Consider the following 26269-nt stretch of genomic DNA (forward strand, 5'->3'; position numbering starts at 1 on the left):
TATGGGAAAATATCTGAACGTCTGCTGGTTTAATAGTGTAGGGTAGGGGGAGTCAGGTAATGACAAGCAAAAGGTTTTCGCGTGGTGTCGCCCGCGCGGTTTGAGAGTCTGTAAAACGCGTGATGTCCTTCTAGGGTGGTGTCGGTTTCTTAAAACCGACCCTTGGCGTCAGCAACTCGTGTCGGTTTTAAGAAACCGACACCACCTTAGAAGGACATCAGATTAGGGCAAATCCAATAGTTCAGACAATACTGGTTCTCAAACCGCACGGGAGGCCCCGCTGACTCCATCGTCAATCGACTTTTCAGAGATTCCGCGCTTTCAACTGCTCAACGGCGTAGCTGGCGGCCCGCGCTGTCAGTGCCATGTAGGTCAGCGATGGATTGACGTTAGAAGCCGAAGCCATGGCTGATCCGTCGGTTACAAACACGTTTTTGCAGGCATGTACCTGATTGAATTTGTTCAGGACTGACGTTTTGGGGTCTTTACCCATGCGTGCCGTTCCCATTTCGTGAATGCCCAATCCCATGTGTGCAACGGGGTTATCGTAAGCAACCACGTTTTTGAAACCGGCTGCTTCAAGCATTTCGGCTCCGTCGTTCATGATGTCCTTCCGCATTGCCCGTTCGTTTTCGCCGAAATCGGCATCGAACACAACCTGCGGTAAACCCCATTTATCGGTCTGGTCGTTGCTCAGGGTAAAACGGTTGTTCGGATCAGGTAAGACTTCGCCAAAGCCGCTGAGGTTGATTTTCCAGGGACCGGGCTGCGTCATCTTTTTCTTGAAATCAGCGCCAAAGCCCGTTTCTGCTGCCCCCCGCGACCAGTCGGCTCGTGTCGCTCCGCCCTGGTAGCCAAAGCCGCGCAGGTAGCTGCGTTTGTCGGTGCCCCAGTTGCGGAAGCGCGGGATGTACAGACTACCCGGACGAGCCCCAAAAAAGTAATCGTCTTCAAAACCATCGATGTCTCCACGCGCGCCAATAGCCAGGTGGTGGTCCATCAGGTTGCGGCCTAGCTGATCGCTGTCATTACCGAGCCCGGTCGGGAAGCGGGCCGACTTGGAGTTCATCAAAATGGAGGTAGAGCCAATAGTTCCGGCATTCAGGAATAGCACTTTGGCGTAAAAGTCCCGCACTTCCATTGTGTTCTGATCGATTACCCGTACGCCTTTGGCTTTCTGAGCTTTATCGTCCAGTATAATTTCTTTGACAATCGCGTTGTGGACAATGGTTACCCGGTTGGTTCGACGAGCCGCCGGAAGCGTAGCGGCCAGCGAACTGAAATACGCGCCGAACGGACAACCCCGCGTACACCGGTTGCGGAACTGGCAGGTAGCCCGGCCCACCGCCGAATGCACCGGCTGCGGCTTGGTCAGGTGAGCGACCCGGCCAATGGTGATCGGGCGATTGAGTTTCTGGGCTACCGACTTTTTCAAATGAAGTTCGGGAGCCGTCATCGCCATCGGGGGCAGAAAATTACTGTCCGGCAACACCGCCAGCCCTTCGGCCTGCCCGCTGATGCCGACGAATTTTTCGACGTAATTGTACCAGGGAACAAGGTCCGCGTAGCGAATGGGCCAGTCGACGCCAAGGCCCTGTTTGGCGTTTGCCAGAAAATCTTCTTCATTCCAGCGGTAGGTGTGCTTACCCCACAGCAGCGATTTACCACCCGTATGGTAGGCCCGAATCCAGTTGAATGGCCGCTTCTGCACGTACGGATTTTCTTTATCGTTGGTGAAGAAGAATTGCGAACCTTCTTTGGCTGAGAAGTACATGGTCGCGTAATGTTCTTCGGCGGCTACAATGGGTATTTTGCCGCGATGTTCAAATTCCCAAGGGTCGCTGAACGCTGTTTTATAATCTTCGACGTGCTTCAGTTCGTAGCCCCGTTCGAGTACCAGCACCTTCAACCCTTTTTCAGCGAGTTCCTTAGCGGCCCAGCCGCCGGTCATGCCCGACCCGACAACAATGGCATCGTAGGTCTGGTCTTTGTCTGCTTTGAGATTCAGGTTCATAAAAATCGTACAAGAGTATGTGTTTCCCGCAGCGTGGACCAGTGGTCCACATTACTGTTAAGCTTGATTGCCGTACATGAAATCTTTCTGACCCGGTTTGATCTTGATCGCTTCGAACTTCCCCGGAATGGGTTGATAATCAAACGACGCTTTTACGCCTACTTCGGAGGTGAAATAACCGAGCAGGGTCAACTCTTTGGTGATAAGCCAGAAGGTCGGGTTCGTGCTTCTCTGGGCGTCGGCTTCGATTTGCTTTAATAATGCGGTCTGTTGGTCGGCGGGAAGCGTGACGAAATTTTTACGTTCCAGGTCGCTGACACCCGCCAGAAAAATGTCCTGCGCGGGTTTTGTGTAGCAGTCGCGGAGCATTACGTCCATGAAGTCGGGCACGCCCGCGTCGAGCGCACCAGGCGATTCCACGCGGGGCGACTCCACGCCGGGAGACACGGTTCGGGGGATGATCAATTCGGCGACTCGGCCCATAAGTTCATGTTGCGTTTCGCTCAAAAACTTGCCTGTTGGCGTACCTGCTGATGTGGTTTTTGCAGTCTGCTCCCACCGATTCATCGCCTGTAGAGTCGGGGCCGAAAAGACTCCGCCCAGCATCCAGGCTACCTGCGTTACTGCTTGCCGTCTGTTCATTCGTTATAGGCTTGTTAACTAAATATCGTTGGTTGTCTTTTAGTATTCGTTGGTGTCCGATTTCCAAACCAGTGTTGTCCGAAATCCGTAAAACGCGTGATAGGATGCTGGGTGAGTGGTGTCGGCGGGGCCGCCCGCGCGGTTCTTAAAACCGACACCACCCTAGAAGGACATCGAATTGGGGCAAATCCAACAGTTCGGGCAATATTGATTCTCAAATCAGACTCCACTGAAAGCTAAAAGGCAGATCTATCCAATTCATACCCAGAATTTTGCTTAACCTTTCTTCTTTATTGCTTACGGCCTGGCTGGCCCAACGGATACGGGGAAAGGCAGTCGAACGGTAAACATTTTCGCAATCGGTCAGTCGATTTGCGCGGTTTGTCAGCGACTACCCCCGGTGTTTGCAGGACCTTTGTGATGTACTAATTAATCGGCAAAGGCCATGAATACGACCCCTAAACAGCTACCTTCCATACTCGTCCTTGGCGCAACCGGTAGCATCGGCTACGCTGTAACCGTCAACCTGCTTGCCCGTCGGCTTCCCGTTACGATCTTGGTTCGAAACCGCGCCAAAGCGGATGCATTGTTTCCCCATCAGCCAACGCTTACCGTCATTGAAGGGGACGCTCAGGATGCCGATCTGCTGAACCGGGTGGCGCTGGACAAGGATTTTATTTTTCACGGCATCAACTACCGGTACGATCAGTGGTTTGGTAATATGGACACCGTGACCCAAAAGGTCATCGACGCGGCTGCTCAGAACCAGGCGACTATCGTGTTTCCGGGAAATGTTTACAACTTCGGGAACACGAAAACACCCATTCGGGAAGATAGTCAACCCAATCCCTGTTCGCGAAAAGGCCAGTTGCGCGTTGACATCGAAACACAACTGGAACAAGCCGCTGCTGCCGGTCGGTGTCGGGTGATCAATGTCAGACTGCCGGATTTCTGGGGACCTAATGTCCTAAACGATGGGGTCGCCCCGATCTTTAACAACGCCTTGCGCGGAAAGGCACTTCCCTGGCTGGTAAACGTTGATATTCCGCACCAATCGGTTTTTACCCCGGATGCTGCCGAAATCATTGCCCGGCTTATGCTGCGTGATTGGACGCTGGAGCGGTCATCGACGACACCTTATCAAGTCTGGAATTACGGGGGCGCAACACTGCCGTCGATTCGTGGCTGGTTCGGCCAAATCAGCGGTCTGGTCGGGAAGCCATTGGGGGTGCAGGTCTACAGTCGGTTGTTTATCCGCCTAATGGGACTATTCATGCCCGTGTTGCGGGAAGTACGCGAGATGCTGTACCTCTACGAAAATACCGTTGTGCTCGATGACCAGAACGTGCTTGCTCTCTTTCCCGATTTTCAGCCTGCCCCCATGCAACAGGCGTTGACCGAAACACTGACGTGGTTCGCCGAACACCAACAGCATCGCGCATTTACACCCGCAACCGGGAGCGTAGTCACAGTTTTAGCCTGATTAAACCTTAATCGAAAAACTTCATGAAAACGTTACTGAAGTCCGAAGAATTGATTCAGTTTTTAGGGGCTATATACCTGTTCTCCCAGCTGAATTTTGCCTGGTGGTGGTTACCCGCGCTGCTGTTAGCGCCCGATTTAAGTATGATCGGCTACGCAGTAAATCCCGCTGTGGGGGCGGTTGTGTACAACATCGTTCACCACAAAGGGCTAGGAATTAGTATTGGGCTACTGGGATTAATGCTGGGTAACCAGAACCTGATGCTCGCGGGTATTATCTTATTTGCCCATTCGAGTATGGATCGGGCACTGGGCTATGGTCTGAAGTATACCGATAGTTTCAAGCACACCAGTCTGGAGAATCTGTAGCTACCCTACGCGGCCTGAGCCAGTCGGTAAGCCCCCGGCGTCACACCCATCCATTTTTTGAACGACCGGAAGAAAACGCTTGGTTCGGCAAACCCCAGCAGATAGGCAATGTCCGTTGTGCTGAGGTTTTGCTCGCGCAGATGTTGAACGGCCAGCTCTTTCCGAACGTCGTCCAGCAGTTGTTGGTACGTTGTGCCTTCGTCTTTGAGGTGAAGCTGTAGCGTCCGAACACCCATTGCCAGTCGGTCGGCAACGGTCGTTAGCGTTGGTTCTTCTCCTTTCATTAACCGGACGATCTGGGCTTTGACCCGGCTGCTCAGCGAAGGGGCTTTAAGCTGATTAAGCAAAGCGGTTGCGTGCTGCTCAAACATCGCCGACAAGCTTGGATTTGCGTTAAGCACTGGTGTGTCGAGCAGGGACGCGTCCAAGACCATTGCCGTTACATCCGCATCAAAGACCAGGCGGGCTGGGGCAAAAATGCGTTTATGCTCGCTCGTGTCAAGCGGACGCGGGTAGGCGAACCGAATCTCGCGAGCGTTCGTAGGAAGGCCCGTCAACGCACGAATCGCCGACAGGTAGATGGATAGCTCGGAGTTCAGTGTGTGTTCGGGATAAATAATATCGGGACTGGTAATGCGCAGCGACAAAACGAACTGATCGTTCGCGTCGTCGGTATGGATCAGCGTACCGCTCGTCTGAACACCTTCACAAGCAATGTCCTGGTACTGGCAGAGTTTCTCGAACGCTTTCCCCAGCGTGGGACTGTGCATCATCACGTAGGCCAGCACACCTACGGAAACCGGATTGATCATTTCCCCTAATTTAAGCGCAATAGTCGTGTCACCGGTCACATCTATTACGGCGCGCCAGAGCGCCTGCACCTGCCGAATCTGAACGCGTCCATCCGGATTACGCAGTTCATCGGAGCTGATCCCTACGGCCTGCGCCAGCGCATGGGTATCGGCTCCGCGTTGCTGGGCGGCAAACAGGATTAAATTGATCGAGGCTACGGAGAGCGTATGATTCGTAGAGGACGTAGACACAGGCGTTTGTTGAAAAAGTCTTTCGTAGGGAACAAGCAAGTCAGCGTAAGGCACTATTCGGATCAAGCAATGACTTGTCAATAACCAGGATACTAACCTAAGCTATCTAGCGCTGCAAGTTCTTAAAATACAACACGAACCGCAACAGCCGACCCATCTTATTCGGTAACGTTATGCAATAAGTGTCTGATTTGCATAAGACCAGTCTGTGGTCCGTTTTTTGGAAGAACACGTCAGGCATTCGGTAGACAAAAATAGGAGTTTAACGCCTATTTAGCGCCTTTTAACAAATCCTAACAGGTACGTCAATAGATTTTGTGCAACTTTTATGCACTAGTTTAACTCCTTGTCGTGATGAAAACGTACTTAATCACCTTGTTAACCACTGGTTGGCTGGCTGCACTGTCTGCAACCGCTCAGACGACCCAATCGGGCAGCCCGATTTCGGGTAAAATCACCTACGAAGGCATGCGCCGGATTGATCGTTCGCAGATGCGGATGGTTGTCAACGGGCAGGAAGTTCGGCCGGGCAGCGCCGGAGCACCGGAAGCACCCGAAGGAATGCCTGAAGTCATTTCTTTTACGCAAAAACTGGTCTTCGCCGGAACGATGGCGAAAGAAGAACGGGACCGTCCGCAAAACATGATGTTCCGTCAGAACAGGGGCGGAGATAATGCTGATAATGCCGGTGGCCCTCCACGCGGAATGCGAATGTCGCCCCCCTTCGAGCAGAATACGTATCTGGACCTGGCGAACAGAAAACGAATCGATGTTATGACCGTCAAGCGCGATTCAACTAGCCAGATATACCGGTCAGAAAAGCCAATGCCAACGGCCAGCGATTGGCAGACGAGCGATAAGACCAAGAAAATAGCGGGTTTCACCTGCCACAAAGCGACGGCGACGCACCGCAAGGAAACGTACACCATTTGGTACACGACCGATTTGCCGTTCACGTATTCACCCGTTGCCGATCTGACGCCACCAGCGGGCGTTGTGCTTCAGATCGAATCGGACAATCAGTCGTTTAAAGCTACGGGTATCTCGAAAGAAGCCATAGACGCTGTGGCTGTAGAGCCTCCTGCTAGTGCCAAAGTCATCTCGGCGGAAGAAATGGAGCAGGTTCGCCGAAAATCAATGGCCGATTTTCGCCAGCGCATGATGTCGTCAATGCCGGGTATGGAACGTAACTAAAACGCAGCGGTGTAACGCGGACAAGATGTCCGCACCACTGTGCTACACCAGCACATGATACCATCAATGCCCACATAACGTGGCGATGCGGCATACCGACATCCTGCGTTACCATCACACTACAAACATGAACCATTCTTTTCGTTCGCGTCTGTTTTTCGTCTGTTTTCTGGTCGGGAGCCTATTGAGCTTGACCGCTGGTTGGGCGCAGGCGCAATCGGGTACTGTTAAAGGTGCCGTCGTGGATTCCGTCTCTCGAAAACCGTTGCTCGAAGCGTCCGTTTCGCTGTTGTTAGCCCGTGACTCGTCGCTGGTTACGTTTGCGATTACGGATGGCGAGGGACAATTTGTCTTTAAAAATATTGCGGAAGGGCAGTACCGCGTTCTGGTTACCTATGTCGGTTATCGGGGTGCTTCCCGGCGCGTTTCGGTGACGAAGGCAGAACCTGTTGGCAATGCCGGAACGCTTGAATTACTGGCGCAGTCGCAAACGTTGACGGAGGTATCAGTACAGGGCGAAAAAGCTCCGATGGCGGTCAAAGGCGACACGTTGGAGTTCAACGCGGGCTCGTTCAAAACGCAGCCGAATGCGCAGGTTGAGGATTTGCTCAAAAAACTACCGGGCATTCAGGTTGACCGCGATGGGACCATTACGGCGCAGGGACAGACGGTTAAAAAAGTGCTCGTTGATGGAAAACCGTTTTTTGGCGATGACCCAAAGATGGCGACCCGTAACCTTCCCGCCGATATTATCGATAAAGTACAGTTGATGGATCAGTTATCGGAACAGTCCGCGTTTTCGGGCGTTGATGACGGCGACCGGTCGAAGACAATCAACATTACCACGAAGAAAGACAAACGAAAAGGCACGTTTGGACAACAGTCACTGGCGGTTGGTCCCAAACCGGGCGACGATCCGCGTTATTCGGCAAAAGCAACGCTCAACCGGTTCAGCAATGGGCAGCAGATGTCGATTCTGGGCATGGCGAACAACATCAACCAGCAGGGCTTTACGGCGCAGGATTTAGGTCTCGGCAATAATTTTGGGGGGAGCGGGCAAGGATCGGGTGGTAATTCGGGCTCAGGTAGCTTTGTACGCAACGGTGGGGGCGGAGGTTCGGGCAACGGCAATGGCCAGGTCGGTAACAACGCGATTACAAAGTCATGGGCGGGCGGGATGAATTACCGGAACAGTATCGGCAAAAAGATCGATCTGGCGGGTAGCTACAACATCTCGAATACAAACACGCTGACCAATCAGAGCAGCCGTCGGGAAAACGTTTTACCCAGTCTGGGCACGTCCGGCACGACAACTCGTACCGACTCGACGTTTGTTCGCAATCAGACCAATGGTTCCGAGAACAGCAATACCAACAACCGCGTCAACCTACGGCTCGATTATCGGTTGGACTCGCTTACAACCATCCGGGTTATTCCTAATCTGTCGTGGCTAGGATCGAGCTACATGAACGAAAGCCAGGCGCGGACCGTCAACAGCGCAGGTAGAACGACCAACACTAGCAATACCAACTACAATTCGACGGGCGACGGCTTCAACGGCAACAACTCGTTGTTTCTGTTCCGTAAATTTCGCAAGGTTGGCCGGACATTTTCGGTAAACTGGAACGTGGCGATGAACAATCAGGATAATGAAGGCATCAACAAGTCATTCACACAATCCACAACACCCCTGTCTACTACAACCGGTGCATCATCGACCCCGACGACCAGCGACAGTCTGTATTCGCAAACCATTAATCAGCAGAACAACCAGCGGACACGTTCGATGACCAACACCATCAACGTGTCTTACACGGAACCGCTGTCAATGCGGCAGACCCTTGAGTTTCACTACAACCTGTCGAACAACCACAACGAGTCGAACCGAGCGGTGACGGATTTTAACGAAACGACCGGGCAGTACGACCGTGTCAATGCGTTGTTGAGCAACAATTTTATTAACACCTACATGACGAACCGGGGTGGGCTGACCTGGCAAACGAAGCGACTAAAATACACCTACGCCCTTGGTCTTGATGGCCAGCAGGCTAGCTTGCAATCGGACAACCTTAGCCGGGAGACGAATCTGAACCGCACGTTTACCAACTTGCTCCCGAACGCGCTGTTTACGTATAACTTCGCCAAAAACACGACGTTCCGGTTCAACTACCGCACGCGGGTCAATGCGCCTTCGGTAAACCAGTTGCAGCCCGTATCGATCAATACGAATCCATTGAACATTCAGTTAGGAAATGAGGCACTGCAACCAGAGTACAGTCACAACCTGTCGTTCAATTTTAACCGGTTCGACCCGACAACGTTCCGTAACTTATTTGCGTCGATCAACGCCAGCCGAACGGATAACAAAATTGTCAATTCAACTGCATTCGGTCCGTCCGGTGAGCAAACAACCCGGCCTGTCAATACCGATGGGTATTATACAGTAAGCAGTTTTCTGGTACTGGGCCGGGCACTTCGCTTCCAGGAGCAACGGGTCAATCTGAACCTGAATACCAACCTGACTTACAACCGAGGAACGAGCTTTGTGAACGAGCGACCGAACCTCGCGCAAAACTGGCTGATCGGACAGGGCCTGAGTTTGAATACGAACCTTGACGATAAGCTGGACTTGAATCTGTCGGGCAATATCAGTTTGCAGTCGGCGAAGTATTCGTTGCAGCCACAACAAAACACGACCTACCTAAACCAGACGGGTACGCTGGATTTGTATTATCAGCTTCCGCTCCGGTTCACGTTTACCACCAACGTAACATTCAATCACTACGGTGGCGCGTCGGGAAGCTACAACCAGTCGTTTACACTGTTAAATATGGCCTTGTCTCGTCAGTTATTCAAGCAGAAGCAGGGCGAGTTGCGCTTGCAGGCGTTTGACCTGCTCAACCAGAATCGGAGCGTGGTTCGTAACGTCACAGATACGTACGTTGAAGAAGTGCAAAGCCGGGTGCTGAATCGCTATTTTACGCTAAGCTTTGTGTACAACCTGCGCAACTTCGGGGCAGGTGTTACGCCACCGTCAAATAATCGCTTTATGCGTCCGGGCGGTCGCGACGGACAGGGCGATCGTGGCTTCCGGCGAAACGGCTAAATTCACGTAAGTAGTACACAAGCGCATCATCGTGAGTAGTTCGTGAAAGGCTGCTCTGATGATGCGCTTTTTAGTATTCGGTTACTCGATCGTTGTTATCACAACATTAAAATCCAGCTAACTGAATTAGTAAATCTGATTGTATCCAACTGAAAATCAGTATCGTAAAAAATCTGGTATAAAAATTTTCCATTAAAAGTGTGGAAATTGCTCCCCATTTATTTGGCATTTATTCCACAATGCCATACTTTTATATAACCGAACTTGGTTTTGACCTATATCTCTAATGAAGAAAATGCTCCTGACGGCGTTTGGCGTCGTCTCGTTTGGCATCGTTCAGGCCCAAACCGTACCGACCGTAACTAAAGATTTTCTCACCGTAGCGAATCAAGTACCCTCCGTAACTCAAGAAGTATCCACTGTAACTAGTACCAAAAAGGCATTATACGAACAGATCCCATTAGTCGGTGATCTGATTGGTTTTGCGAAAGAACATCTCTCGATCCGTTACCGCTCCGGTGGAAGCAGCAAACGAGGCTTCGATTGCTCCGGTTTCACTCGGTTTTGCTTCAATCAATTCGGCATTACGCTGCCGCATTCAAGTGCCGCTCAGGGAAATGTTGGTCGTGCCATCGATAAGGCCGACGCGCAACCCGGCGACTTGATTCTCTTTAAAGGACACAGTTCAGGCGGAAGCCGAATCGGACATGTAGGGCTAATCACCGAAGTTGTTGGCGACCAGATTAAATTCATTCACTCAGCCTGGAACGGAGGTGTCCGTTACGATTACCTCCATGCTTCGTATTATGATCGCCGGTTTGTTGGCGTTCGGCGCGTGGTTGAGCTTTTAGCGAATCAATAAAAATCTACATACAAAAGAAAGCGGGTTAACAGTCGAACTGTTAACCCGCTTTCTTTTGCTGGCGTACGTATCAATCTAGCCGCAAAGTCGTACCTGCTCCCTGTTGGACTGCTGCGGCTACTTCATCGGCGTGGCAGATAACAACCTTCGACACGCCATTGGTAAGCGCCTTAAACGCATTGTCCAGTTTCGGAATCATGCCTTTGTTGATAGTTCCGGCTGCTTTGTGTTCGGCGTAAATCGAAGGCGTCAACTCGTTGATAACGCTGTTGTCATCGTTCGGGTCGGCGAGAACGCCTTTCTTTTCGAAGCAGTAAACCAGCGTAACCGTGTTATGCTTTACCATATCCACGGCAATGGCCGAAGCCATGGTGTCGGCATTGGTATTTAATAGCTCACCAGCTTCACTGTAGGTAAGTGGGGCAAAAACGGGCGTCAGATCCTGATGCAGAAAAAACTGGATCTGTCCGGAATTTACTTCGTCAATATCGCCGACCATCCCGTAGTCAATATCGTTGACCGGACGTTTTTTTGCCAGAACGGTACCCGCGTCAGCACCAGTCAGCCCAATTGCGTTGACATCGAGTGCTTGTAGTTTGGCTACGATCTGTTTGTTCACGAGGCCGCCGTACACCATCGTCACAACGTCGAGCATTGGCTGGTCGGTTATCCGGCGACCTTCGACCATCGTGGTTTGGATACCGAGTTTGTCGGCGACCTGGGTGGCTACTTTTCCTCCTCCGTGAATAAGAACTTTAGCACTGGGCAGCCCGGCAAAGGCGGTCAGAAAACGGGTTAGTGCGGCTGGATCGTCAATTACGTTTCCGCCTATTTTGATAACTGTAAGCGTATTCATTATCCGGTTAATCGTAAATGAGCAGCAGGTCTAGCTGTTTTTGATAATTTCTTTTAACACTGCCTGTGCTGACCATTCACGATTCGCGGCTTGTTCGATAACCAGCGATTGCGGACTGTCCAGGACTTCATCTGACACCTTCAGATTCCGACGGACGGGCAGACAGTGCATGAACTTGCCGTTGTTGCTCCGGCGAATGTCATCCATCGTGACCGCCCAGGATGGGTCCTGAGTAAGCACCTGACCGTACTGCGTGTAGGACGACCAGTTTTTACCGTAAATAAAGTCGGCCCCTTCGAAGGCTTCGTCCTGGTTGTAGATAACGCGGGCGTTGCCAACAAATTCAGGAGCTAGTTCGTAGCCTTCCGGATGGGTCACCACAAAGTCGACATCACCCGAATTGGCGCGGGCGTTCATCCATTCGCAGAACGAATTAGCGACGGCCTGCGGTAAGGGTTTGAAGTGCGGAAGCCAGGTCAGCACCACTTTCGGGCGGGCGGTGGTTTTGGCTTCTTCGATGGTGATGCAGTCGGCGAGTGATTGCAGTGGGTGGCGCGTAGCCGATTCCAGATTGACAATCGGGACCTTCGCGTACTTGGCGAACTGGTGCATCACCTGCTCTTTATAATCTTTATCGCGATCTTTCAGTTCGGCAAATGCGCGAATACCGATGATGTCGCAATATCGTCCGATTACGGCGGCTGCCTCCCGAACGTGTTCGGCCTTGTCACCGTTCATCAGGACGCCTTCTTCCATCTCCAGTCCCCAGCTATCCTGCCCGACGTTCATGGTCATCACATTCAGGCCAAGGTTCTGAGCCGCTTTCTGCGTACTCAAGCGAGTGCGCAGACTGGAATTAAAGAAGATCAGGCCAATGGTTTTGTTTTTACCAAGTTGCTGGTCAGCAAATGGATTGGCTTTGGCATCACGGCCAGCTTGTATCAGAGCGTCGAGGTCAGTGACGTCGGCGAGGGAAAGAAAATTAGTCATTTAATTTTACCGTAAAAGGCAAGTGCAGCTTATAACGCTTCTTGTGTCAAGTGGTCGGAAGACTCACCGAATTGGATGCATTAAGAATATGTGGAGTCGAGTTTTCACACCCAACTCCATGAGAAAAATTGGTTAAGCCTCGGTTCTTTCCGTTTTTAAGCATGTATTCAGCGCTTCCAGGAACATATCCGCTTCATCGATACCGATGGCTAGCGAGGGAAGCAGACGAATGATGTTCTTGCCAGCTACACCCGTAAACTGCTTGTGTTCGAACAGCAAATTTTTGCGTAGCGCTTCAACCGGGAAGTCGTACTCGATACCGATCATCAATCCCCGACCGCGCAGCTCTTTGTAACCGCCGATCTGTTGAATACCCTTCGTGAAGTAATCACCCATGCGAACGGCGTTTTCGATCAAACCTTCGTCGTTCATAATGTCGAGTACGGCGATAGCGGCAGTACAGGCCAGATGGTTTCCGCCAAACGTGGTTCCGAGCAAACCGTAGCTGGCTTTGAACTTAGGCGAAATCAGAATGCCACCAATCGGGAAGCCGTTCCCCATGCCTTTCGCCATCGAGATAATATCGGCCTGAATACCGCTAAACTGGTGCGAAAAGAATTGGCCCGAACGACCGTAGCCACACTGCACACCGTCCAGAATCAGTACGGTTCCAGTTTCGTCGCAGCGTTTGCGGAGCGTTTGCAGAAAATCATCACTCGCGACGTGAATGCCGCCAACACCCTGAATGCCTTCCACGATCACGGCGCAGGTTTCGGTTGTGATGGCTTCGCGAGCGGCCTCTGCATCATTGTAGGGTAGAAAGGTAACGTGTTTGTTATAATTGACCGGAGCAACGATGGCCGAATTATCCGTAGCGGCAACGGCACCGGCAGTACGTCCGTGAAATCCTTTTTTAAACGCGATTACCTGGGTCCGATTGTTATGGAAAGAAGCCAGTTTCAGGGCGTTTTCGTTTGCTTCGGCACCCGAGTTGCACAGGAACAGCGCATAGTCGGTTTGGCCCGAAAGACTTTCCAGCTTTTCGGCTAATTCCTGCTGTTGCGGAATCCGGACCGAGTTCGAATAGAACGAAATTTTATGCAGTTGGTCGGTCAGCGCCTGCACGTACCGTGGATGCGTGTGTCCAACCGAAATGACAGCATGACCGCCATATAGATCCAGGTAGCGGGTACCGTTGTTGTCCCACAAATAGCTACCCTGCGCCCGAACAGGTTCGATGTCGTAGAGCGGGTAAACGTTAAAAAGTTCAGCCATTGCCAAACCGGATAACTTATGCATCCGGTATTTACGATGATAGTGATGACCAGGTTCGTGAAAACCAGTGCAAGTTTACGGAGAATCAGGGGGAAAACGGCGATTAAACGTAAAAAGGAAGCCCACGGGCTTCCTCGAAAACACGGCGAATGACAAGAAGCGTCGTTTAAACTTGCTTTCTAAAGTCTTCCAGGATTTGTCGTGCTGCGTCCGGCTGCTCAACCATGCTCAGATGCCCCGCGCGCTCGACCGGAGCAACGGTAATCCGCTCGGATAGATCTGCCAGTTTTTCCGTCTTCTCGAACGAAATAATCTGGTCTTCTTTTCCTAAGACGAGCAACACCGGAAACGTTGCTTCACGTAAGACGTGCGTTCGGTCCGGACGACTGGCGATAGCTTCCATACCTGCAACCAGCGCATCGGTTGGCAAACTGCGAAAACGGTCTACCAGCGTTTGAACCTGCTCAGCGGGATAGCTGGGAGCAACTGTTTTGGGCAGTTGCTTTTCAATAAACTGCGCTCCACCCTGATCCCGTATGGTTTCGATAAGCTGCTTGCGCTGGGCTTTACGGTCTTCATCGTCAGCGTAGGCCGTAGAGTGGAAAAGGACCAGTCCACGCACCTGTTCCGGGTAACGCTCGGCAAAGGCAAGAGCGATGTAGCCGCCCATCGAATGCCCGACCAGCACAACCTCGTCGATGGCTGCATCCTGCAAGCGGGCCGCTAGTTCTTCAGCGTAGGCTTCAATGGACGAATGAGACGTTAGCCGGGAAAAGTCTGGTTTCAGAACGGGGCCCGTTGATGCCAGATCGGCGTAGATGCTATCCCAGATGGATGCATCTACGCCGTGGCCATGTATCAGTACGAATGACACTGGATTTTGCATGCTTTGCGCAACTAGCTCTACGAGCGTACGAGGTCCAGAACGATCAGGATCAAACCAACTACAAGGGCTATTCCACCCAGTGTTGCACCAAATCCATTACCAATCAGCAGCAGCAGTAAACCAGCTGCGGCAACAATAATCCCAATCGTGAACATAGATTTAACCATGGTTCGCTCGGGAGACAGTTGTTTCTTGATTTTCTTGTCGATGTTTTTGAGCGTCATCCGTTCCAGGAAGCTCATCTTCTTGGTTGCTACGTTCGTATTCGTAGCCGACGCTGTTTGGGCAGGTGTAGCGTTGAGCAGTGATTTTACCCGCGCGATTCGCTTCGTTAACTTGTTGCTCGAAGCTAACTTGGAATCATTGTGCACGTAGGCTTCAATCTGATTGACGGCTTGCTTCGCCTGAGCGACCTGCTCAGTAGGAGCGGCTACGGGCGTAGCTACCTCCGTAACGGTTGCGGGCGCTTCGACAGACAGCGCTGGCGTAGCTACGGCAACGTTTGCTGCAACTTCTGTTTTTGGAGTGTGGTAATTCTCTACCGGTCCACGTTGAAAATAAGCTACCGGACGGCTGCACGACGATAGAACGGCAGCTCCGATGAATGCTGCGTAGATGTGTTTGGTCATTGTTTTCATAGAGTTGTTTTGTTTAATGACTACCTGTCGATTATCAATCCCAACAACCACGCATCTACTACTTTGTTATCCAAACTGGGCGAAGGAAAGAAATCTCTTGAAAAAATCGCGTAAATGGTCGTCTATTCCCATAAAAAATCGCCGTAAGCATCCGGACGGAGCGTTACGGCGATTTTTATTTCAGGGATGATGCGACTAGGATTCGAGAACGCCCAGTAGAATCAGTACGATACCGACAACCAGCAGAACCAGACCGATTACGCCGATTACGCCGGTGAATATAAGCGACAAGAGAAGACCGATAGCACCGATGATAATACCGTTTTTGGTATTGCGGTTTAACGCTTTCGTATCTTCGGGAGCTACGTGATTTTTGATTTTTTTGTCAATCTTCTTAAGCATAGCCCGCTCAACCAGCGACATTTTCTTGGTCGATGCAACGTTGGTCGACACAGCAGCTTTATCACTAGCCGTAGCCAGCAATTCGTTTACTTTCGCCATGCGCTTCGTCAGCTTCTTGTTCGACGCCAGTTTGCTGTCGTTGCGAACGTACGCTTCAATTTGGCTGATGGCCTGTTTCGCCTGTGCTACCTGTTCGGCAGGAGCAGAAACTACTTCCGCGGCTGGCGCAGCAATTGCTGTTGGCTCGGCGGCTGCTTCAGCCGGCGTTACAGGCGCAACAGGCGCGGTTTTAGCCGTAAAATGCTCGCGTTGAGTCGGCTGAAAATAAGCAACTGGGCGGCTGCATGAAGAAAGAATAGATGCACCAATTAAGGCAACAAAAAGGTGTTTGGAGATCGTGCTCATAGAGTACGTTTTTTTAGTGGGACGATAAAATTATCAACCTCAACAACTGAACTCCTATCGGTTTGTTACGAGATCATATTATAATCTTAGAAAAAAACTGAAAATCGAGTGAATGAACCGGCCCAAAAACAAGGTCTCCCTGGCTTACGATAAGCCAGGGAGACCTTGTTTTTGGTAGCTGTGCGTTCTTTACAATAAGCCGAACAGCAGGACAACAGCACCCAGGAGCAGGGCGATAAGACCGATGGTTGCACCGGTACCGCTCGCCAGCAGGAGTAGCAATAAACCAACGATGACCAGAACGGCACCGGTTGCCAGTGTTCCGGTGCTTACCATTGTCTTGTTGGGGTTAGAAGGAGCCAGTTGTTTGCTGATCTTTTTGTTCATTTTCTTCAGCATCAACCGTTCCATCAGGCTTGCTTTTTTGGGAGTCGCTGTTTCCGACGGTGCCAGTGATGATTTGGCAGACGTAGCGGTCGCCAGTGCGCGGATGCGGTTCAGGCGTTTCTGAACGGTTTTGTCAGATGATAGCTTGCTGTCATTACGGACCAGCGCATCTACCTGATCCAGGGCTTCGTTAACTTGAGTAGCCTGAACAGCCTGAGCCGTTGGCTGAGGAGTTGTTTCGGCTGTAGTAACCGCAACGGCGGGTTGAGCAGGTGTCGTTGCTTCGGTTACTGGTGCTGGTGTTGAAGGAGCTACCGCGAAATGTTCGCGTTGACTTGGTTGAAAATAAGCAACCGGACGGCTACAGGCAGTGAATAGTGAGGCCATCATCAAAGCGGCCATAAGACGTTGTGTACCGATTTTCATTGTGTTTAACTGATTAGTGTGTGTAAGAACATAAACTAATTATCAGGGGGTAAACTGGCTCTTCCTTTATTTGTTGAGGCCATTGTTTTATTCCGAGTTAATGGTTGATAAAAAATAAACCCCGATTCTGCGCAGAATCGGGGTTTTGTAAGGGGAGTTGCTCCGTTTATCAGGCGACTGAACGGAGCTGGTACGTGCTCGATTTGCCGAATTTTTCACGGGCGTATTCCAGACTAATCGTCAAGTCATTAACGCCGGTTTGCGATGGCATTTCAAACATGGCATCGGTAATGATGGATTCGCAGATGGAACGAAGTCCCCGTGCGCCAAGCCCGTATTGTAAGGCTTGATCCACGATGTAATGCAACGCGTTGGTATCCCAGTGAAGGGTGATGCCTTCCATCTGGAAAAGCTTGCTGTACTGTTTGGTGATCGCGTTTTTAGGCTCCGTCAGAATCTGCATCAGCGCTTCGCGGTCCAGCGGTTCGAGGTGCGTCATCACGGGAAGCCGACCGATGAGTTCCGGAATCAAGCCGAACGACTTCAGATCAAGCGCCGAGATATAACGCATTAGGTGACCTTTCTCGAAGGTTTCATTCAGGCGTCGGTCGCCCGAAAAACCGATGGGTCGGGTGTTGATCCGCTTGGCAATGTGCCGGTCAATACCGTCGAAAGCACCCCCGCATATAAACAGGATATTTTCGGTATTCAGCGCAATCAGACGCTGATCAGGGTGTTTGCGTCCCCCCTGGGGAGGAACATTCACGACTGATCCTTCGAGGAGTTTGAGAAGAGCCTGCTGAACGCCTTCTCCGCTTACGTCGCGGGTAATGCTTGGATTATCGGATTTACGGGCGATTTTATCGATCTCATCAATGTACACGATTCCCCGCTCGGCTGCGTCAACGTTGTAATCGGCGGCTTGAAGGAGACGAGTCAGGATCGTTTCTACGTCTTCGCCGACGTAGCCCGCTTCGGTGATGACCGTTGCATCGGCGATGCAGAACGGTACTTCCAGTATTTTTGCAATCGAGCGGGCGAGATAGGTTTTGCCCGTTCCCGTTTCACCAACCATGATGATGTTTGATTTTTCAATCGTCACGTCATCATCGGTCTTGGGCTGCATCAATCGTTTGTAGTGGTTATAGACAGCGACTGTAATCGCTTTTTTGGCTTCATCCTGACCAATAACGTATTGATCGAGGTGACGCTTCATATCGACCGGCTTGATGAGATTGATATTCACCTCAACCGGTTCGCTCCGCTTGGGGCGCATCTCTTCCAGTACCACCTGATGGCCTTGCTCAATGCAATGGTTGCAGATGTGGGCGTCGATTCCCGACAGCAGCAGCATTACTTCATTTTTGCGCCGTCCGCAGAACGAGCAACTGATTTGTGGCATGTACGTATAGAATGCAGTAGTTATAGAAATGGATAGCCGCTAACTAAGCCCTGATCCGAGTGAATGAGTTCCTCCTGCCGGGGGAGATCGATCAAACCGGGTAAAAAAAAGACCTGGTTTACCCAAGGTCAGTTGTTACTAACAAAGTTATCATTCGGGCCTGACAAGGACAAGCCGGAATGTAACTGATGTCGTGATTTTTTGGTGTAAAACAAGAGCGCAGATCGCCGGAAGCAATCTGCGCTCGTTCAGATCCTACGCTATATCGACTATTTCTCCCGACGTAATACTTCGTCGATCAAGCCGTATTCCTTGGCTTCGTCGGCCCGCATCCATTTGTCACGGTCCGAATCTTTTTCGATTTCTTCAACCGTTTTACCCGAATGGTGCGCCAGAATCTGGTACAACTCTTCGCGGAGTTTAACGATTTCGCGAGCCGTGATCTCAATATCAACCGACTGACCCTGCGCACCACCCGAAGGCTGGTGAATCATAACGCGGGCATGGGGAAGGGCCGACCGTTTTCCAGCGGCACCGCCAGCCAGCAGCACCGCACCCATCGATGCGGCCAGGCTCGTGCAGACCGTGGCTACGTCGGGCCGTACGTATTGCATTGTATCGTAAATACCCAGACCAGCATATACAGAACCGCCGGGGCTGTTCAGGTACATCAAAATATCTTTCTTAGGATCGGCTGATTCGAGGAACAGCAGCTGAGCCACGATAATGTTGGCGATGTTATCGTCTACGGGCAGACCCATGAAAATAATCCGGTCGGCCATCAGTCGCGAGAATACGTCCACTTCACGGAAATTCATTGGACGCTCTTCGATAACCGAGCGGGTCATGTTTTCGACAGTGTGGTTCATGTAACCATCTACAGTCAGGCCGTTAAGACCCATGTGGTGTACCGCAAACTTGCGGAATTCTTTTTCGTAATTCATAATTGGGTTTACTCCTTTAGTTAAAGAACGAATAACGGGCGTTTCCGGTTCGAGAATTTTAGAGCTTGGCCATCCGTGGGCCAGCCACTAGCGTTCATCCGAATTCTTTCTTTGCAAATTTGCGTTATCCTCCCGAAAAGTAATGTCAGTTTAGGTTTAGAATTTATCGTAGTTACTTGATATGAAGACATCCATTGAAGAAAAAATACGTCTGCACCGTCTTCAGCGGGGGTTGTCGCAGGAAAATATGGCCGATCTGCTCAGTTTATCGACAACCGCTTACGGCGATATTGAGCGCGGCAAAACCGATCTGACGCTTTCCCGCCTGAACCAGATTGCTCAGGTGCTGGATATGTCGCCACTTGCTTTACTTTCCGACGAAGCCGTTCAGGTACAGGTCGTCGAGCAAAAAAGTAATGCAGATACCGAGCACGAACTGGAGACATTGCACCTGATCGTTGAAAAGCAGCAAGTTGAAGTAGATAAATTACGTCTCGAAGTGGATCACTGGCGACGGAAATACGAAGACCGGATTGCGCTCGAATTAGCCCGGACGCTGGGCCTCCAGCAGACCCGCGAGCGGATTGGCTTTTAATTGCCAACGGCAGGATCACTGTGTGGGGTTAGGTATTCGTACCTGACCCCACACAGTGATCCTGCCGTTGTTTCGTTTTCTACAGTGACGCAAACTTATGGCGGTAGAACGCGTAGAAAATGAGCGGGAAAATAAACAGTGTCAGCAGCGTTGCCGTAATTAAGCCACCGATTACTACGATAGCCAGGGGCTTGGCCGTTTCGGAGCCGATGCCGTGCGAGATAGCCGCCGGAATCAGTCCGATGCCCGCCATCATGGCCGTCATGACAACGGGCCGGATGCGCGACACCACACCCTGATGAATCGAGTCGTTGAGCGTCATCTTGTTGTGCAGGTTCTTCTTGAAGACCGAGATCAGAATGACGCCGTTCTGAATGCAGATACCGAACAGGGCGATGAAGCCGATGCCCGCCGAAATGCTGAAGTTGACGTGCGTAATGAGCAGCGCAGCAATCCCACCGATGATCGCAAACGGGACGTTGAACAATACCAGCCCGGCATCTTTCACGTTGCCAAACAGCACAAACAGAATAAAGAAAATTCCCAGTAAGCTGATCGGTACCACCTGTTCGAGCCGAAGTGTCGCCCGTTGCTGGTTCTCGAAATCACCCGCCCATTTTACCGTATAGCCCGCTGGTAACTTCACGTTGGACGCTACTTTTTGCTGCGCTTCGGCAACGGCACTACCCATATCACGACCCCGAACGGAAAACTTCACGGCCCCGTAGCGTTGTCCGGCTTCCCGAAAGATAAGCACCGGTCCGGTTTGGGTGTATACCTTGGCAATTTCCTTGATCGGAATCATCGAGCCGTTTTCGGTAGGTACCATCAACCGGCTGATCTGCTGCTCGTTGGAGCGGAAAGGCAGGTCGTAACGAATCCGTAAGTCAAATTTTCGCTCCCCTTCGTAGATCTGCGTAGCGGCTTTCCCACCAATCGCCATTTCAATGACGGCTTCGGCATCGGCTTTGTTGACGCCGTAGACGGCCAGTTTGCGTTCGTCCAGTTCGACGCGCATCTCAGGCTGCCCCGTCGTACGGATCAGGCCGAGGTCTTCGATGCCCTGTACAGTAGCTAACTGCTTCTGAATTTCGGCGCCTTTTTCTTCCAGAATGTTTTGGTCAGGACCGTAGATTTTAACGGCAATGGAGCCCTTGACGCCCGATACCGCTTCTTCGACGTTGTCCATGATCGGTTGCGAGAAGTTGAAATTGACGCCGGGAAAGACGCGAAACCGTTCCTGCATTTTATCGACCAGTTCTTCTTTCGTCAACCCACTTTTCCACTCGTCCTGTGGATAAATGTCAACCAGAAATTCAATATTGTAAAAACCCGTCGGGTCAGTGCCGTCGTTCGGACGACCCGTCTGGGAGATAACGCCCTTTACTTCGGGGAAATCTTCGAAGATACGGCGCATCTGAACCGTTTGCTTGACCGACTCCGGCAGCGAAATACTCATCGGCATCGTTGCCCGCACATAGATCGATCCTTCGTTCAGTTCGGGTAAGAACTCGGTACCCAGCAGCGTAAAACCCGATAGACCGATGGCAACGATAACGAAGGTCACCAGCAGGCTCATTCGTTTGTGGGCGAAGGTAAAACCAAATGCTTTGGTTGAATATTTCGTTACTACGTTCACGAACGGATTGTGTTTTTCGCGGACGTTCTTCTTCAACAAAATGCTGGCCAAAACGGGCACGAGCGTTAGCGTAAAAATCAGTGCACCCAGCAAGGCAAAGCCGAGGGTCCAGGCCAGGGGCGAAAACATTTTACCTTCCACTTTCTGGAACGAGAAAATCGGAACGAGGCAGGTAATGATGATCAGCTTGGAGAAGAAAATGGCTTTTCCCATTTCGGTGCCGGTCTTACGCAGAACACCTAGTTTCGCCAGTTTATTGAATTTGGTCATGCCCCGTTCGTGCGCCAGTTCATCGAGGGTTACAAAGATGCCTTCTACCATCACAACGGCTCCGTCCACGATAATCCCGAAATCGATGGCACCCATCGAGAGCAGATTCGCCGACATACCTTTGAGCCGCAGACAAATAAAGGCAAACAGTAAGGCCAGCGGAATGACGATAGACACCGTTACGGTTGTGCGCCAGTCGGCCATGAACAGAAACACGATGACCGTTACGAATACGATGCCTTCAATGAGGTTGTGCGTAACGGTATGCGTCGAAAAATTGATCAGCGTTTCGCGGTTGTAAAACGTATTGATCTGTACGTCGGAAGGCAGGATGCTGTTGTTCAGTTCATTGATCTTGTTTTTTACCCGCTCAATGACCGCGCTGGGATTTTCGCCCTTGCGCATAACCACAATACACTCAACCACGTCGTCCTGCTTATCGCGGCCCGCCTGACCAAGCCGGGGCAAAGCTGCCTCGGATACCTGCGCCACGTTGCGAACCATGATTGGTGTTCCGTTGGCGTTTTTGATAACGATGTCCTGAATATCCTGCTGATTTTTGAGCAGGCCAATACCGCGAACAACGTACGCTTCTGAATTTTTCTCAATCACGTCGCCCCCCACGTTGACGTTGGAGTTGGCCACCGCCTGGTAGAGTTGTAAGGGCGTAATGTTGTAATCGGTCAGGCGACGCGGATCGACCGAAATCTCGTACGTCTTTACTTCGCCCCCAAAACTGACCACGTCGGCTACGCCCGGTACACTTTTCAGCTGCCGTTCGATTACCCAGTCCTGGAGGGTTTTTAACTCGCGGGCGGTGCGGGTCGATGACTGAAGTGTATAGCGAAATATTTCGCCGGTTGGACCGTACGGCGGCTGAACGTCGGGTTTGACACCTTCGGGCAGCTCGACACCGTTGAGGAGGTTGTTGACCTGCTGGCGGGCAAACGCATCGTCCACGCCGTCTTCAAAGAGGATCTTGACAACCGAGAGTCCAAAGAGCGAAGTTGACCGGATATCGGTACGTTTCTGAACCGCGTTCAGCCCAATCTCGACAGGAATTGTCACAAACTTCTCGACCTCTTCTGCCGAGCGACCCGGCCATTGAGTAATGAGCGTAATCTGAGTATTTGTTACATCCGGAAAAGCCTCGATTGGCGTGTTCTGATAGCTGATAACGCCGACAACAACGGCCAATACCGTCAGAAAAAATATAAAAAACTTGTTCTTAAGCGAGAAGGAAAGAATGCCCTTGATGAATTTATTCATGGATTGGCGGTGTACTAAGTAGCCTGTACAAAGGTGTTCGTACCAGCTTAAATTGGGCTTAAGGCGCGGTTAAAAGCTCGTTAAATCGATAAATGGTGTGATGTGTATCAAGAGTCGAATTTGATGTATATTTTTTAGTAGTAACTTTAGTAAGACCTGTCCGGTGGTGGGTCGGAATTATCTGAAAACAAAAGACTTAATCAATTCCTTGGTACCTTATGAAGCAGATAGAGGAGATCATAAGTAACATAGCGGTAATTACTCACCTTGCCGGTGCCAGCAACTACACTTGGGTGCACTTTACAGACCGGCCTCGATTACTCGTGTCAAAGCCATTAACGTATTTTGAAGGATTGCTTCCGGCCTGCATCCGAATTCATAAAACCGTTATTATAAATCCGACTTACGTCAAATACTCGACGGCACCCTTACGCGCCAAGGCTCCTGGCTCGGTAACGATGACCAACGGTGATGAGCTGCCCGTCAGCCGTCGGCGGTGGCTGGAAGTGGCAGAGATGCTACAGTGTCCCGAGCCGCTGGGTGACTCGGTGATGCTGGGAGGGCTGACGGGTCAATCGGTGAAAAAAGTAGGTAACTCTTTTGCGGGGCAGCCAACGTGGGGGGAAAGCCTGCGCGAGCGGTTTATGTTTGCTTATATGCAGGACGAGCGACGGAGCCACTTGTTTGCCGAAGTCGTGAACGAGCAGAACCCGGCTATGCAAATCAAATATTTCGATACGAGTGCCTCGCTCACCGGGCAGATGACTCAGGTGAAAAACCTTAGCTTACCGACAATGATTGTGCTGGAAGTGCGCAATGTCGGCTGGTCATTGCTCAACACACTGGAGTTTATCAAGAAAAACAACCGCTTCCGGCACATTCCAACGGTCATTTTCATTCGGGAGCCGTCGGGCAGTGACGTTGAAGTATGCTATGCTGCCGGAGCTAATTCCGTTGTTTGCCAATCGGGCTTCATGGGCTTTGGAGAGGCCGCTAAACAAATCTGCCAATACTGGCTAACATTTGCCAGCCTGCCTCTCGATTGAAAAGAAGTACGACAGAGACCTAATTAAAGTACCAGCCGGTCATTGGGAAGTGTAACCGTTTCCCACCAGTAAACACGGAGCGTCTGGATGTATTTTTCCCACTGTTTTACATCAGTCGGCTTGGTGATGTATGATGTGCTGCCGTAGAAGTAGGACTCAGTGATATCCTCCCGATTGTTCGAATAGCTTAAGATAACGACCGGTACCTGTTTGTAGGACGAACTGTCATGCTTAAGCTGTTTCAGTAAGTTCCACCCCTGTTCACGTCCGGGTAAGTACAGATCCAGCAAAATCAGTTTGGGGAGGTCTTCTCCAGTCAGGAAGCAGCTATCCAGATAGGCAATAGCCTCTTCGCTATTTGTTACCCGTACCTCTTTAACCTCCGGTAAAGATCGTCGAATTGCCAGCTGAATCAAATGCCAGTGGTCATCATTATCTTCAATGACAAGCAAACTGGCGTGCTTAAAATTAGCGTTGCTAATCGGTAAACCTTGACGAGTTATGTTCATTTTTATGTCGAAGAGAAAAGTCAAACTGGTATGCAATATAAGCAATATAGTCAAGAATATTGACGAATGACGCTGTTTAAAAAGCAGTATACTGATAGGTATATACGTCAGCTTGGCCGTTGCCTCATTTTAATGAACATTAATCGAATTCACTCTACAGGTTAGTAAGTGTTGTCTAGCTATTTAACGGATTGAAAATCCACTACTTAAGATAGTCTGTTCAAACGATAGTAGGGAGAAAAAGTAGGCTGAACATGGTTCGTGAAAACCACAAGTGTCTGTTGCAGTTACTGATTCAAACCACAATTCCAATGGTATCAAATCCCGCTAACGCTATGACAAACGAGCCATCTCCGTCGGCTCCGCTGAAACCGGACTTAGCTACCTTCTTATTTGCCCGACGTGAAGCCATCTTGAACGAGTGGCGTACCAACTGCGAACGGGACTCAAGTTTACAAACGGTTTCTGCACTCAGCCGCGAAGAATTTAATGACATGGTCCCAACCCTCCTGAATATACTGGGACAACGATTACGGGGCGAACGAATTGATTTAGATCCCGTGCAGACTGCTAATGAGCATGGGCTGCATCGCTGGCAAAAAGGCTACGCGCTCCGAGAACTTTTACAGGAAATCGGGCATCTCTTTAGCGGAATTTCTGACGAGCTAGGGGCTTATGCTAAACTGTATCCAGACGCGAATGCTCTATTGCTGATGCAGGCTCACCGCGAAGTGATGGGACTCTACGAAGACACGATTGTTGGAAGTGCAGCCCGCTACGACGAACTAGAACGGACTGCCGCAGCAAGCCGGGCCACCACACTTCAGTTGGCACTCGATCAATTAAACGAACTGGTTCGTCAGCGGTACGACATGTTGCGAACGTCCAGTCACGATTTGCGAAGTAGTGTCGGTCTTGTGCAGGGAGCAGCCTTTATGCTTGATCTGGATACGATCAGCGCCGAAGATCGTAGCCGCCTGATGGACACGCTTAACCGGAACCTGGCCAATCTGGAAAAGATGCTACAGAGTCTGATGAGTCTGGCGCGGCTGGAAGCCGGACAGGACGTTGCTGAGGTAAGCGAGTTCGACGTGGCAAAACTAGTACGGGAGCTAGCGGAGAGCACACAGCCGTTGGCCGATCAGCAGGAATTAACACTGTTAACCAGTGGACCGGAGCAACTCATTGTCGAGAGTGACTCCGGTAAAGTACACCGGATCGTCCAAAACCTGTTAGTAAATGCGTTGACCTACACCGCGTCGGGGGTAGTGTCGGTTTCCTGGGCGATAGAAGATGATCATCGGTGGATGGTCAGCGTTCAGGATACCGGTCCGGGCCTTCCCGATAATGGACTGGGAACGTTGGTCGGAGCGCTACGCCCAACGCAGGATAGTACTTCCGTGTTTGACAGCCGGGTGCCTGCCGAAGAGCCGATCAGCGGTGCGCCAGGTCCTCCGCGCAAACCCAATGCGATTCGACCGAATGGGGAAGGGGTGGGCTTGCATATTGTCAAACGGTTGTGTGAACTGTTAGAGGCAAGTATTGATATTGAGACAGGGCCTGGAAAAGGTACGCTCATTCGCATTCGTTTTCCTCGTTTTTTCCGACGCTGACAAGC

General features: G+C 51.0%; 22 protein-coding genes. 8 read left to right on the forward strand and 14 right to left on the reverse strand.

From position 1 onward, the window contains the following. Positions 1 to 304: 304 nt before the first annotated feature. Positions 305 to 2014: a GMC oxidoreductase gene (locus tag M0L20_RS14070; RefSeq protein ID WP_248477576.1), complete on the reverse strand. Its 1710-nt coding sequence runs from the start codon at positions 2012 to 2014 to the stop codon at positions 305 to 307. Between the two features lie 57 nt (positions 2015 to 2071). After that, a complete protein-coding gene (locus M0L20_RS14075) occupies positions 2072 to 2656 on the reverse strand; it encodes a gluconate 2-dehydrogenase subunit 3 family protein (protein WP_248477578.1) in 585 nt (194 codons plus the stop codon). Positions 2657 to 3101: 445 nt separating this feature from the next. On the opposite strand from M0L20_RS14075, the gene M0L20_RS14080 reads away from it, so the two are divergent. Together M0L20_RS14080 and M0L20_RS14085 are read left to right on the forward strand one after the other, a co-directional pair. Further along, positions 3102 to 4139, forward strand: coding sequence for an NAD(P)H-binding protein (locus tag M0L20_RS14080; protein ID WP_248477580.1), 1038 nt, complete (start codon positions 3102 to 3104; stop codon positions 4137 to 4139). A 23-nt stretch (positions 4140 to 4162) separates the two neighbouring features. Then, the gene (locus M0L20_RS14085; RefSeq protein WP_248477581.1) at positions 4163 to 4507 is read left to right on the forward strand and encodes a DUF4260 domain-containing protein; all 345 of its coding nucleotides are present in this window, start codon (positions 4163 to 4165) and stop codon (positions 4505 to 4507) included. Between the two features lie 5 nt (positions 4508 to 4512). Here M0L20_RS14085 and M0L20_RS14090 read toward each other — a convergent pair whose 3' ends face one another. Then, entirely contained in the window at positions 4513 to 5550 is a 1038-nt protein-coding gene (locus M0L20_RS14090; protein ID WP_248477582.1) for an AraC family transcriptional regulator, read from the reverse strand. A 354-nt stretch (positions 5551 to 5904) separates the two neighbouring features. Between M0L20_RS14090 and M0L20_RS14095 the strand changes: the two genes are divergently transcribed. From M0L20_RS14095 to M0L20_RS14105, 3 genes are all read left to right on the forward strand, one after another. Next, complete coding sequence (locus M0L20_RS14095; protein ID WP_248477583.1) at positions 5905 to 6744, forward strand: GLPGLI family protein; 840 nt, start codon at positions 5905 to 5907, stop codon at positions 6742 to 6744. A 127-nt stretch (positions 6745 to 6871) separates the two neighbouring features. Further along, positions 6872 to 9850 carry an outer membrane beta-barrel family protein gene (locus M0L20_RS14100; protein WP_248477584.1) on the forward strand — a complete coding sequence of 993 codons (2979 nt, stop codon included), beginning with the start codon at positions 6872 to 6874 and terminating at the stop codon, positions 9848 to 9850. A gap of 286 nt (positions 9851 to 10136) precedes the next feature. Further along, the gene (locus M0L20_RS14105) at positions 10137 to 10712 is read left to right on the forward strand and encodes a C40 family peptidase (RefSeq protein ID WP_248477585.1); all 576 of its coding nucleotides are present in this window, start codon (positions 10137 to 10139) and stop codon (positions 10710 to 10712) included. A gap of 70 nt (positions 10713 to 10782) precedes the next feature. Here M0L20_RS14105 and argB read toward each other — a convergent pair whose 3' ends face one another. From argB to M0L20_RS14150, 9 genes are all read right to left on the reverse strand, one after another. Then, positions 10783 to 11568 carry an acetylglutamate kinase gene (gene argB / locus M0L20_RS14110; protein ID WP_232561557.1) on the reverse strand — a complete coding sequence of 262 codons (786 nt, stop codon included), beginning with the start codon at positions 11566 to 11568 and terminating at the stop codon, positions 10783 to 10785. 30 nt (positions 11569 to 11598) lie between these two features. After that, the gene (locus tag M0L20_RS14115) at positions 11599 to 12558 is read right to left on the reverse strand and encodes an N-acetylornithine carbamoyltransferase (protein ID WP_232561558.1); all 960 of its coding nucleotides are present in this window, start codon (positions 12556 to 12558) and stop codon (positions 11599 to 11601) included. Between the two features lie 132 nt (positions 12559 to 12690). Further along, positions 12691 to 13833: an aspartate aminotransferase family protein gene (locus M0L20_RS14120; protein ID WP_232561559.1), complete on the reverse strand. Its 1143-nt coding sequence runs from the start codon at positions 13831 to 13833 to the stop codon at positions 12691 to 12693. Between the two features lie 166 nt (positions 13834 to 13999). Further along, on the reverse strand, positions 14000 to 14719 hold the full coding sequence (locus M0L20_RS14125; protein ID WP_248477586.1) for an alpha/beta fold hydrolase: 720 nt from the start codon (positions 14717 to 14719) through the stop codon (positions 14000 to 14002). A gap of 17 nt (positions 14720 to 14736) precedes the next feature. Continuing rightward, positions 14737 to 15357, reverse strand: a complete 621-nt coding sequence (locus tag M0L20_RS14130; protein ID WP_248477588.1) for a hypothetical protein — start codon at positions 15355 to 15357, stop codon at positions 14737 to 14739. Between the two features lie 195 nt (positions 15358 to 15552). Next, positions 15553 to 16164, reverse strand: coding sequence for a hypothetical protein (locus tag M0L20_RS14135; RefSeq protein ID WP_248477590.1), 612 nt, complete (start codon positions 16162 to 16164; stop codon positions 15553 to 15555). A 189-nt stretch (positions 16165 to 16353) separates the two neighbouring features. Next, the gene (locus M0L20_RS14140) at positions 16354 to 16977 is read right to left on the reverse strand and encodes a hypothetical protein (RefSeq protein WP_248477592.1); all 624 of its coding nucleotides are present in this window, start codon (positions 16975 to 16977) and stop codon (positions 16354 to 16356) included. A gap of 169 nt (positions 16978 to 17146) precedes the next feature. Further along, positions 17147 to 18379, reverse strand: coding sequence for an ATP-dependent Clp protease ATP-binding subunit ClpX (gene clpX / locus M0L20_RS14145; RefSeq protein WP_232561564.1), 1233 nt, complete (start codon positions 18377 to 18379; stop codon positions 17147 to 17149). A 269-nt stretch (positions 18380 to 18648) separates the two neighbouring features. Beyond that, entirely contained in the window at positions 18649 to 19323 is a 675-nt protein-coding gene (locus M0L20_RS14150; RefSeq protein WP_232561565.1) for a ClpP family protease, read from the reverse strand. A gap of 181 nt (positions 19324 to 19504) precedes the next feature. On the opposite strand from M0L20_RS14150, the gene M0L20_RS14155 reads away from it, so the two are divergent. After that, the gene (locus M0L20_RS14155; RefSeq protein WP_232561566.1) at positions 19505 to 19918 is read left to right on the forward strand and encodes a helix-turn-helix transcriptional regulator; all 414 of its coding nucleotides are present in this window, start codon (positions 19505 to 19507) and stop codon (positions 19916 to 19918) included. A 79-nt stretch (positions 19919 to 19997) separates the two neighbouring features. Here M0L20_RS14155 and M0L20_RS14160 read toward each other — a convergent pair whose 3' ends face one another. Beyond that, a complete protein-coding gene (locus M0L20_RS14160; RefSeq protein WP_232561567.1) occupies positions 19998 to 23096 on the reverse strand; it encodes an efflux RND transporter permease subunit in 3099 nt (1032 codons plus the stop codon). A 218-nt stretch (positions 23097 to 23314) separates the two neighbouring features. Here M0L20_RS14160 and M0L20_RS14165 point away from each other — a divergent pair, with 218 nt between their 5' ends. Next, positions 23315 to 24142: a LytTR family transcriptional regulator DNA-binding domain-containing protein gene (locus M0L20_RS14165; protein ID WP_232561568.1), complete on the forward strand. Its 828-nt coding sequence runs from the start codon at positions 23315 to 23317 to the stop codon at positions 24140 to 24142. Positions 24143 to 24165: 23 nt separating this feature from the next. On the opposite strand, the gene M0L20_RS14170 is transcribed toward M0L20_RS14165, so the two are convergent. Next, the gene (locus M0L20_RS14170) at positions 24166 to 24651 is read right to left on the reverse strand and encodes a response regulator (RefSeq protein WP_232561569.1); all 486 of its coding nucleotides are present in this window, start codon (positions 24649 to 24651) and stop codon (positions 24166 to 24168) included. Between the two features lie 335 nt (positions 24652 to 24986). On the opposite strand from M0L20_RS14170, the gene M0L20_RS14175 reads away from it, so the two are divergent. Further along, the gene (locus tag M0L20_RS14175; RefSeq protein ID WP_248477594.1) at positions 24987 to 26264 is read left to right on the forward strand and encodes a sensor histidine kinase; all 1278 of its coding nucleotides are present in this window, start codon (positions 24987 to 24989) and stop codon (positions 26262 to 26264) included. Positions 26265 to 26269 lie beyond the last annotated feature (5 nt).

This window comes from Spirosoma liriopis (assembly GCF_023196085.1).
Classification (GTDB): domain Bacteria; phylum Bacteroidota; class Bacteroidia; order Cytophagales; family Spirosomataceae; genus Spirosoma; species Spirosoma oryzicola.

Excerpts from the sequence above, each read along its gene's own strand:
- M0L20_RS14070 (WP_248477576.1), bottom strand. The coding sequence starts at position 2,014 with ATGAACCTGAATCTCAAAGCAGACAAAGACCAGACCTACGATGCCATT.
- M0L20_RS14075 (WP_248477578.1), bottom strand. The coding sequence starts at position 2,656 with ATGAACAGACGGCAAGCAGTAACGCAGGTAGCCTGGATGCTGGGCGGA.
- M0L20_RS14080 (WP_248477580.1), top strand. The coding sequence starts at position 3,102 with ATGAATACGACCCCTAAACAGCTACCTTCCATACTCGTCCTTGGCGCA.
- M0L20_RS14085 (WP_248477581.1), top strand. The coding sequence starts at position 4,163 with ATGAAAACGTTACTGAAGTCCGAAGAATTGATTCAGTTTTTAGGGGCT.
- M0L20_RS14095 (WP_248477583.1), top strand. The coding sequence starts at position 5,905 with ATGAAAACGTACTTAATCACCTTGTTAACCACTGGTTGGCTGGCTGCA.
- M0L20_RS14100 (WP_248477584.1), top strand. The coding sequence starts at position 6,872 with ATGAACCATTCTTTTCGTTCGCGTCTGTTTTTCGTCTGTTTTCTGGTC.
- M0L20_RS14105 (WP_248477585.1), top strand. The coding sequence starts at position 10,137 with ATGAAGAAAATGCTCCTGACGGCGTTTGGCGTCGTCTCGTTTGGCATC.
- argB (WP_232561557.1), bottom strand. The coding sequence starts at position 11,568 with ATGAATACGCTTACAGTTATCAAAATAGGCGGAAACGTAATTGACGAT.
- M0L20_RS14115 (WP_232561558.1), bottom strand. The coding sequence starts at position 12,558 with ATGACTAATTTTCTTTCCCTCGCCGACGTCACTGACCTCGACGCTCTG.
- M0L20_RS14120 (WP_232561559.1), bottom strand. The coding sequence starts at position 13,833 with ATGGCTGAACTTTTTAACGTTTACCCGCTCTACGACATCGAACCTGTT.
- M0L20_RS14125 (WP_248477586.1), bottom strand. The coding sequence starts at position 14,719 with ATGCAAAATCCAGTGTCATTCGTACTGATACATGGCCACGGCGTAGAT.
- M0L20_RS14130 (WP_248477588.1), bottom strand. The coding sequence starts at position 15,357 with ATGAAAACAATGACCAAACACATCTACGCAGCATTCATCGGAGCTGCC.
- M0L20_RS14135 (WP_248477590.1), bottom strand. The coding sequence starts at position 16,164 with ATGAGCACGATCTCCAAACACCTTTTTGTTGCCTTAATTGGTGCATCT.
- M0L20_RS14140 (WP_248477592.1), bottom strand. The coding sequence starts at position 16,977 with ATGAAAATCGGTACACAACGTCTTATGGCCGCTTTGATGATGGCCTCA.
- clpX (WP_232561564.1), bottom strand. The coding sequence starts at position 18,379 with ATGCCACAAATCAGTTGCTCGTTCTGCGGACGGCGCAAAAATGAAGTA.
- M0L20_RS14150 (WP_232561565.1), bottom strand. The coding sequence starts at position 19,323 with ATGAATTACGAAAAAGAATTCCGCAAGTTTGCGGTACACCACATGGGT.
- M0L20_RS14155 (WP_232561566.1), top strand. The coding sequence starts at position 19,505 with ATGAAGACATCCATTGAAGAAAAAATACGTCTGCACCGTCTTCAGCGG.
- M0L20_RS14160 (WP_232561567.1), bottom strand. The coding sequence starts at position 23,096 with ATGAATAAATTCATCAAGGGCATTCTTTCCTTCTCGCTTAAGAACAAG.
- M0L20_RS14165 (WP_232561568.1), top strand. The coding sequence starts at position 23,315 with ATGAAGCAGATAGAGGAGATCATAAGTAACATAGCGGTAATTACTCAC.
- M0L20_RS14170 (WP_232561569.1), bottom strand. The coding sequence starts at position 24,651 with ATGAACATAACTCGTCAAGGTTTACCGATTAGCAACGCTAATTTTAAG.
- M0L20_RS14175 (WP_248477594.1), top strand. The coding sequence starts at position 24,987 with ATGACAAACGAGCCATCTCCGTCGGCTCCGCTGAAACCGGACTTAGCT.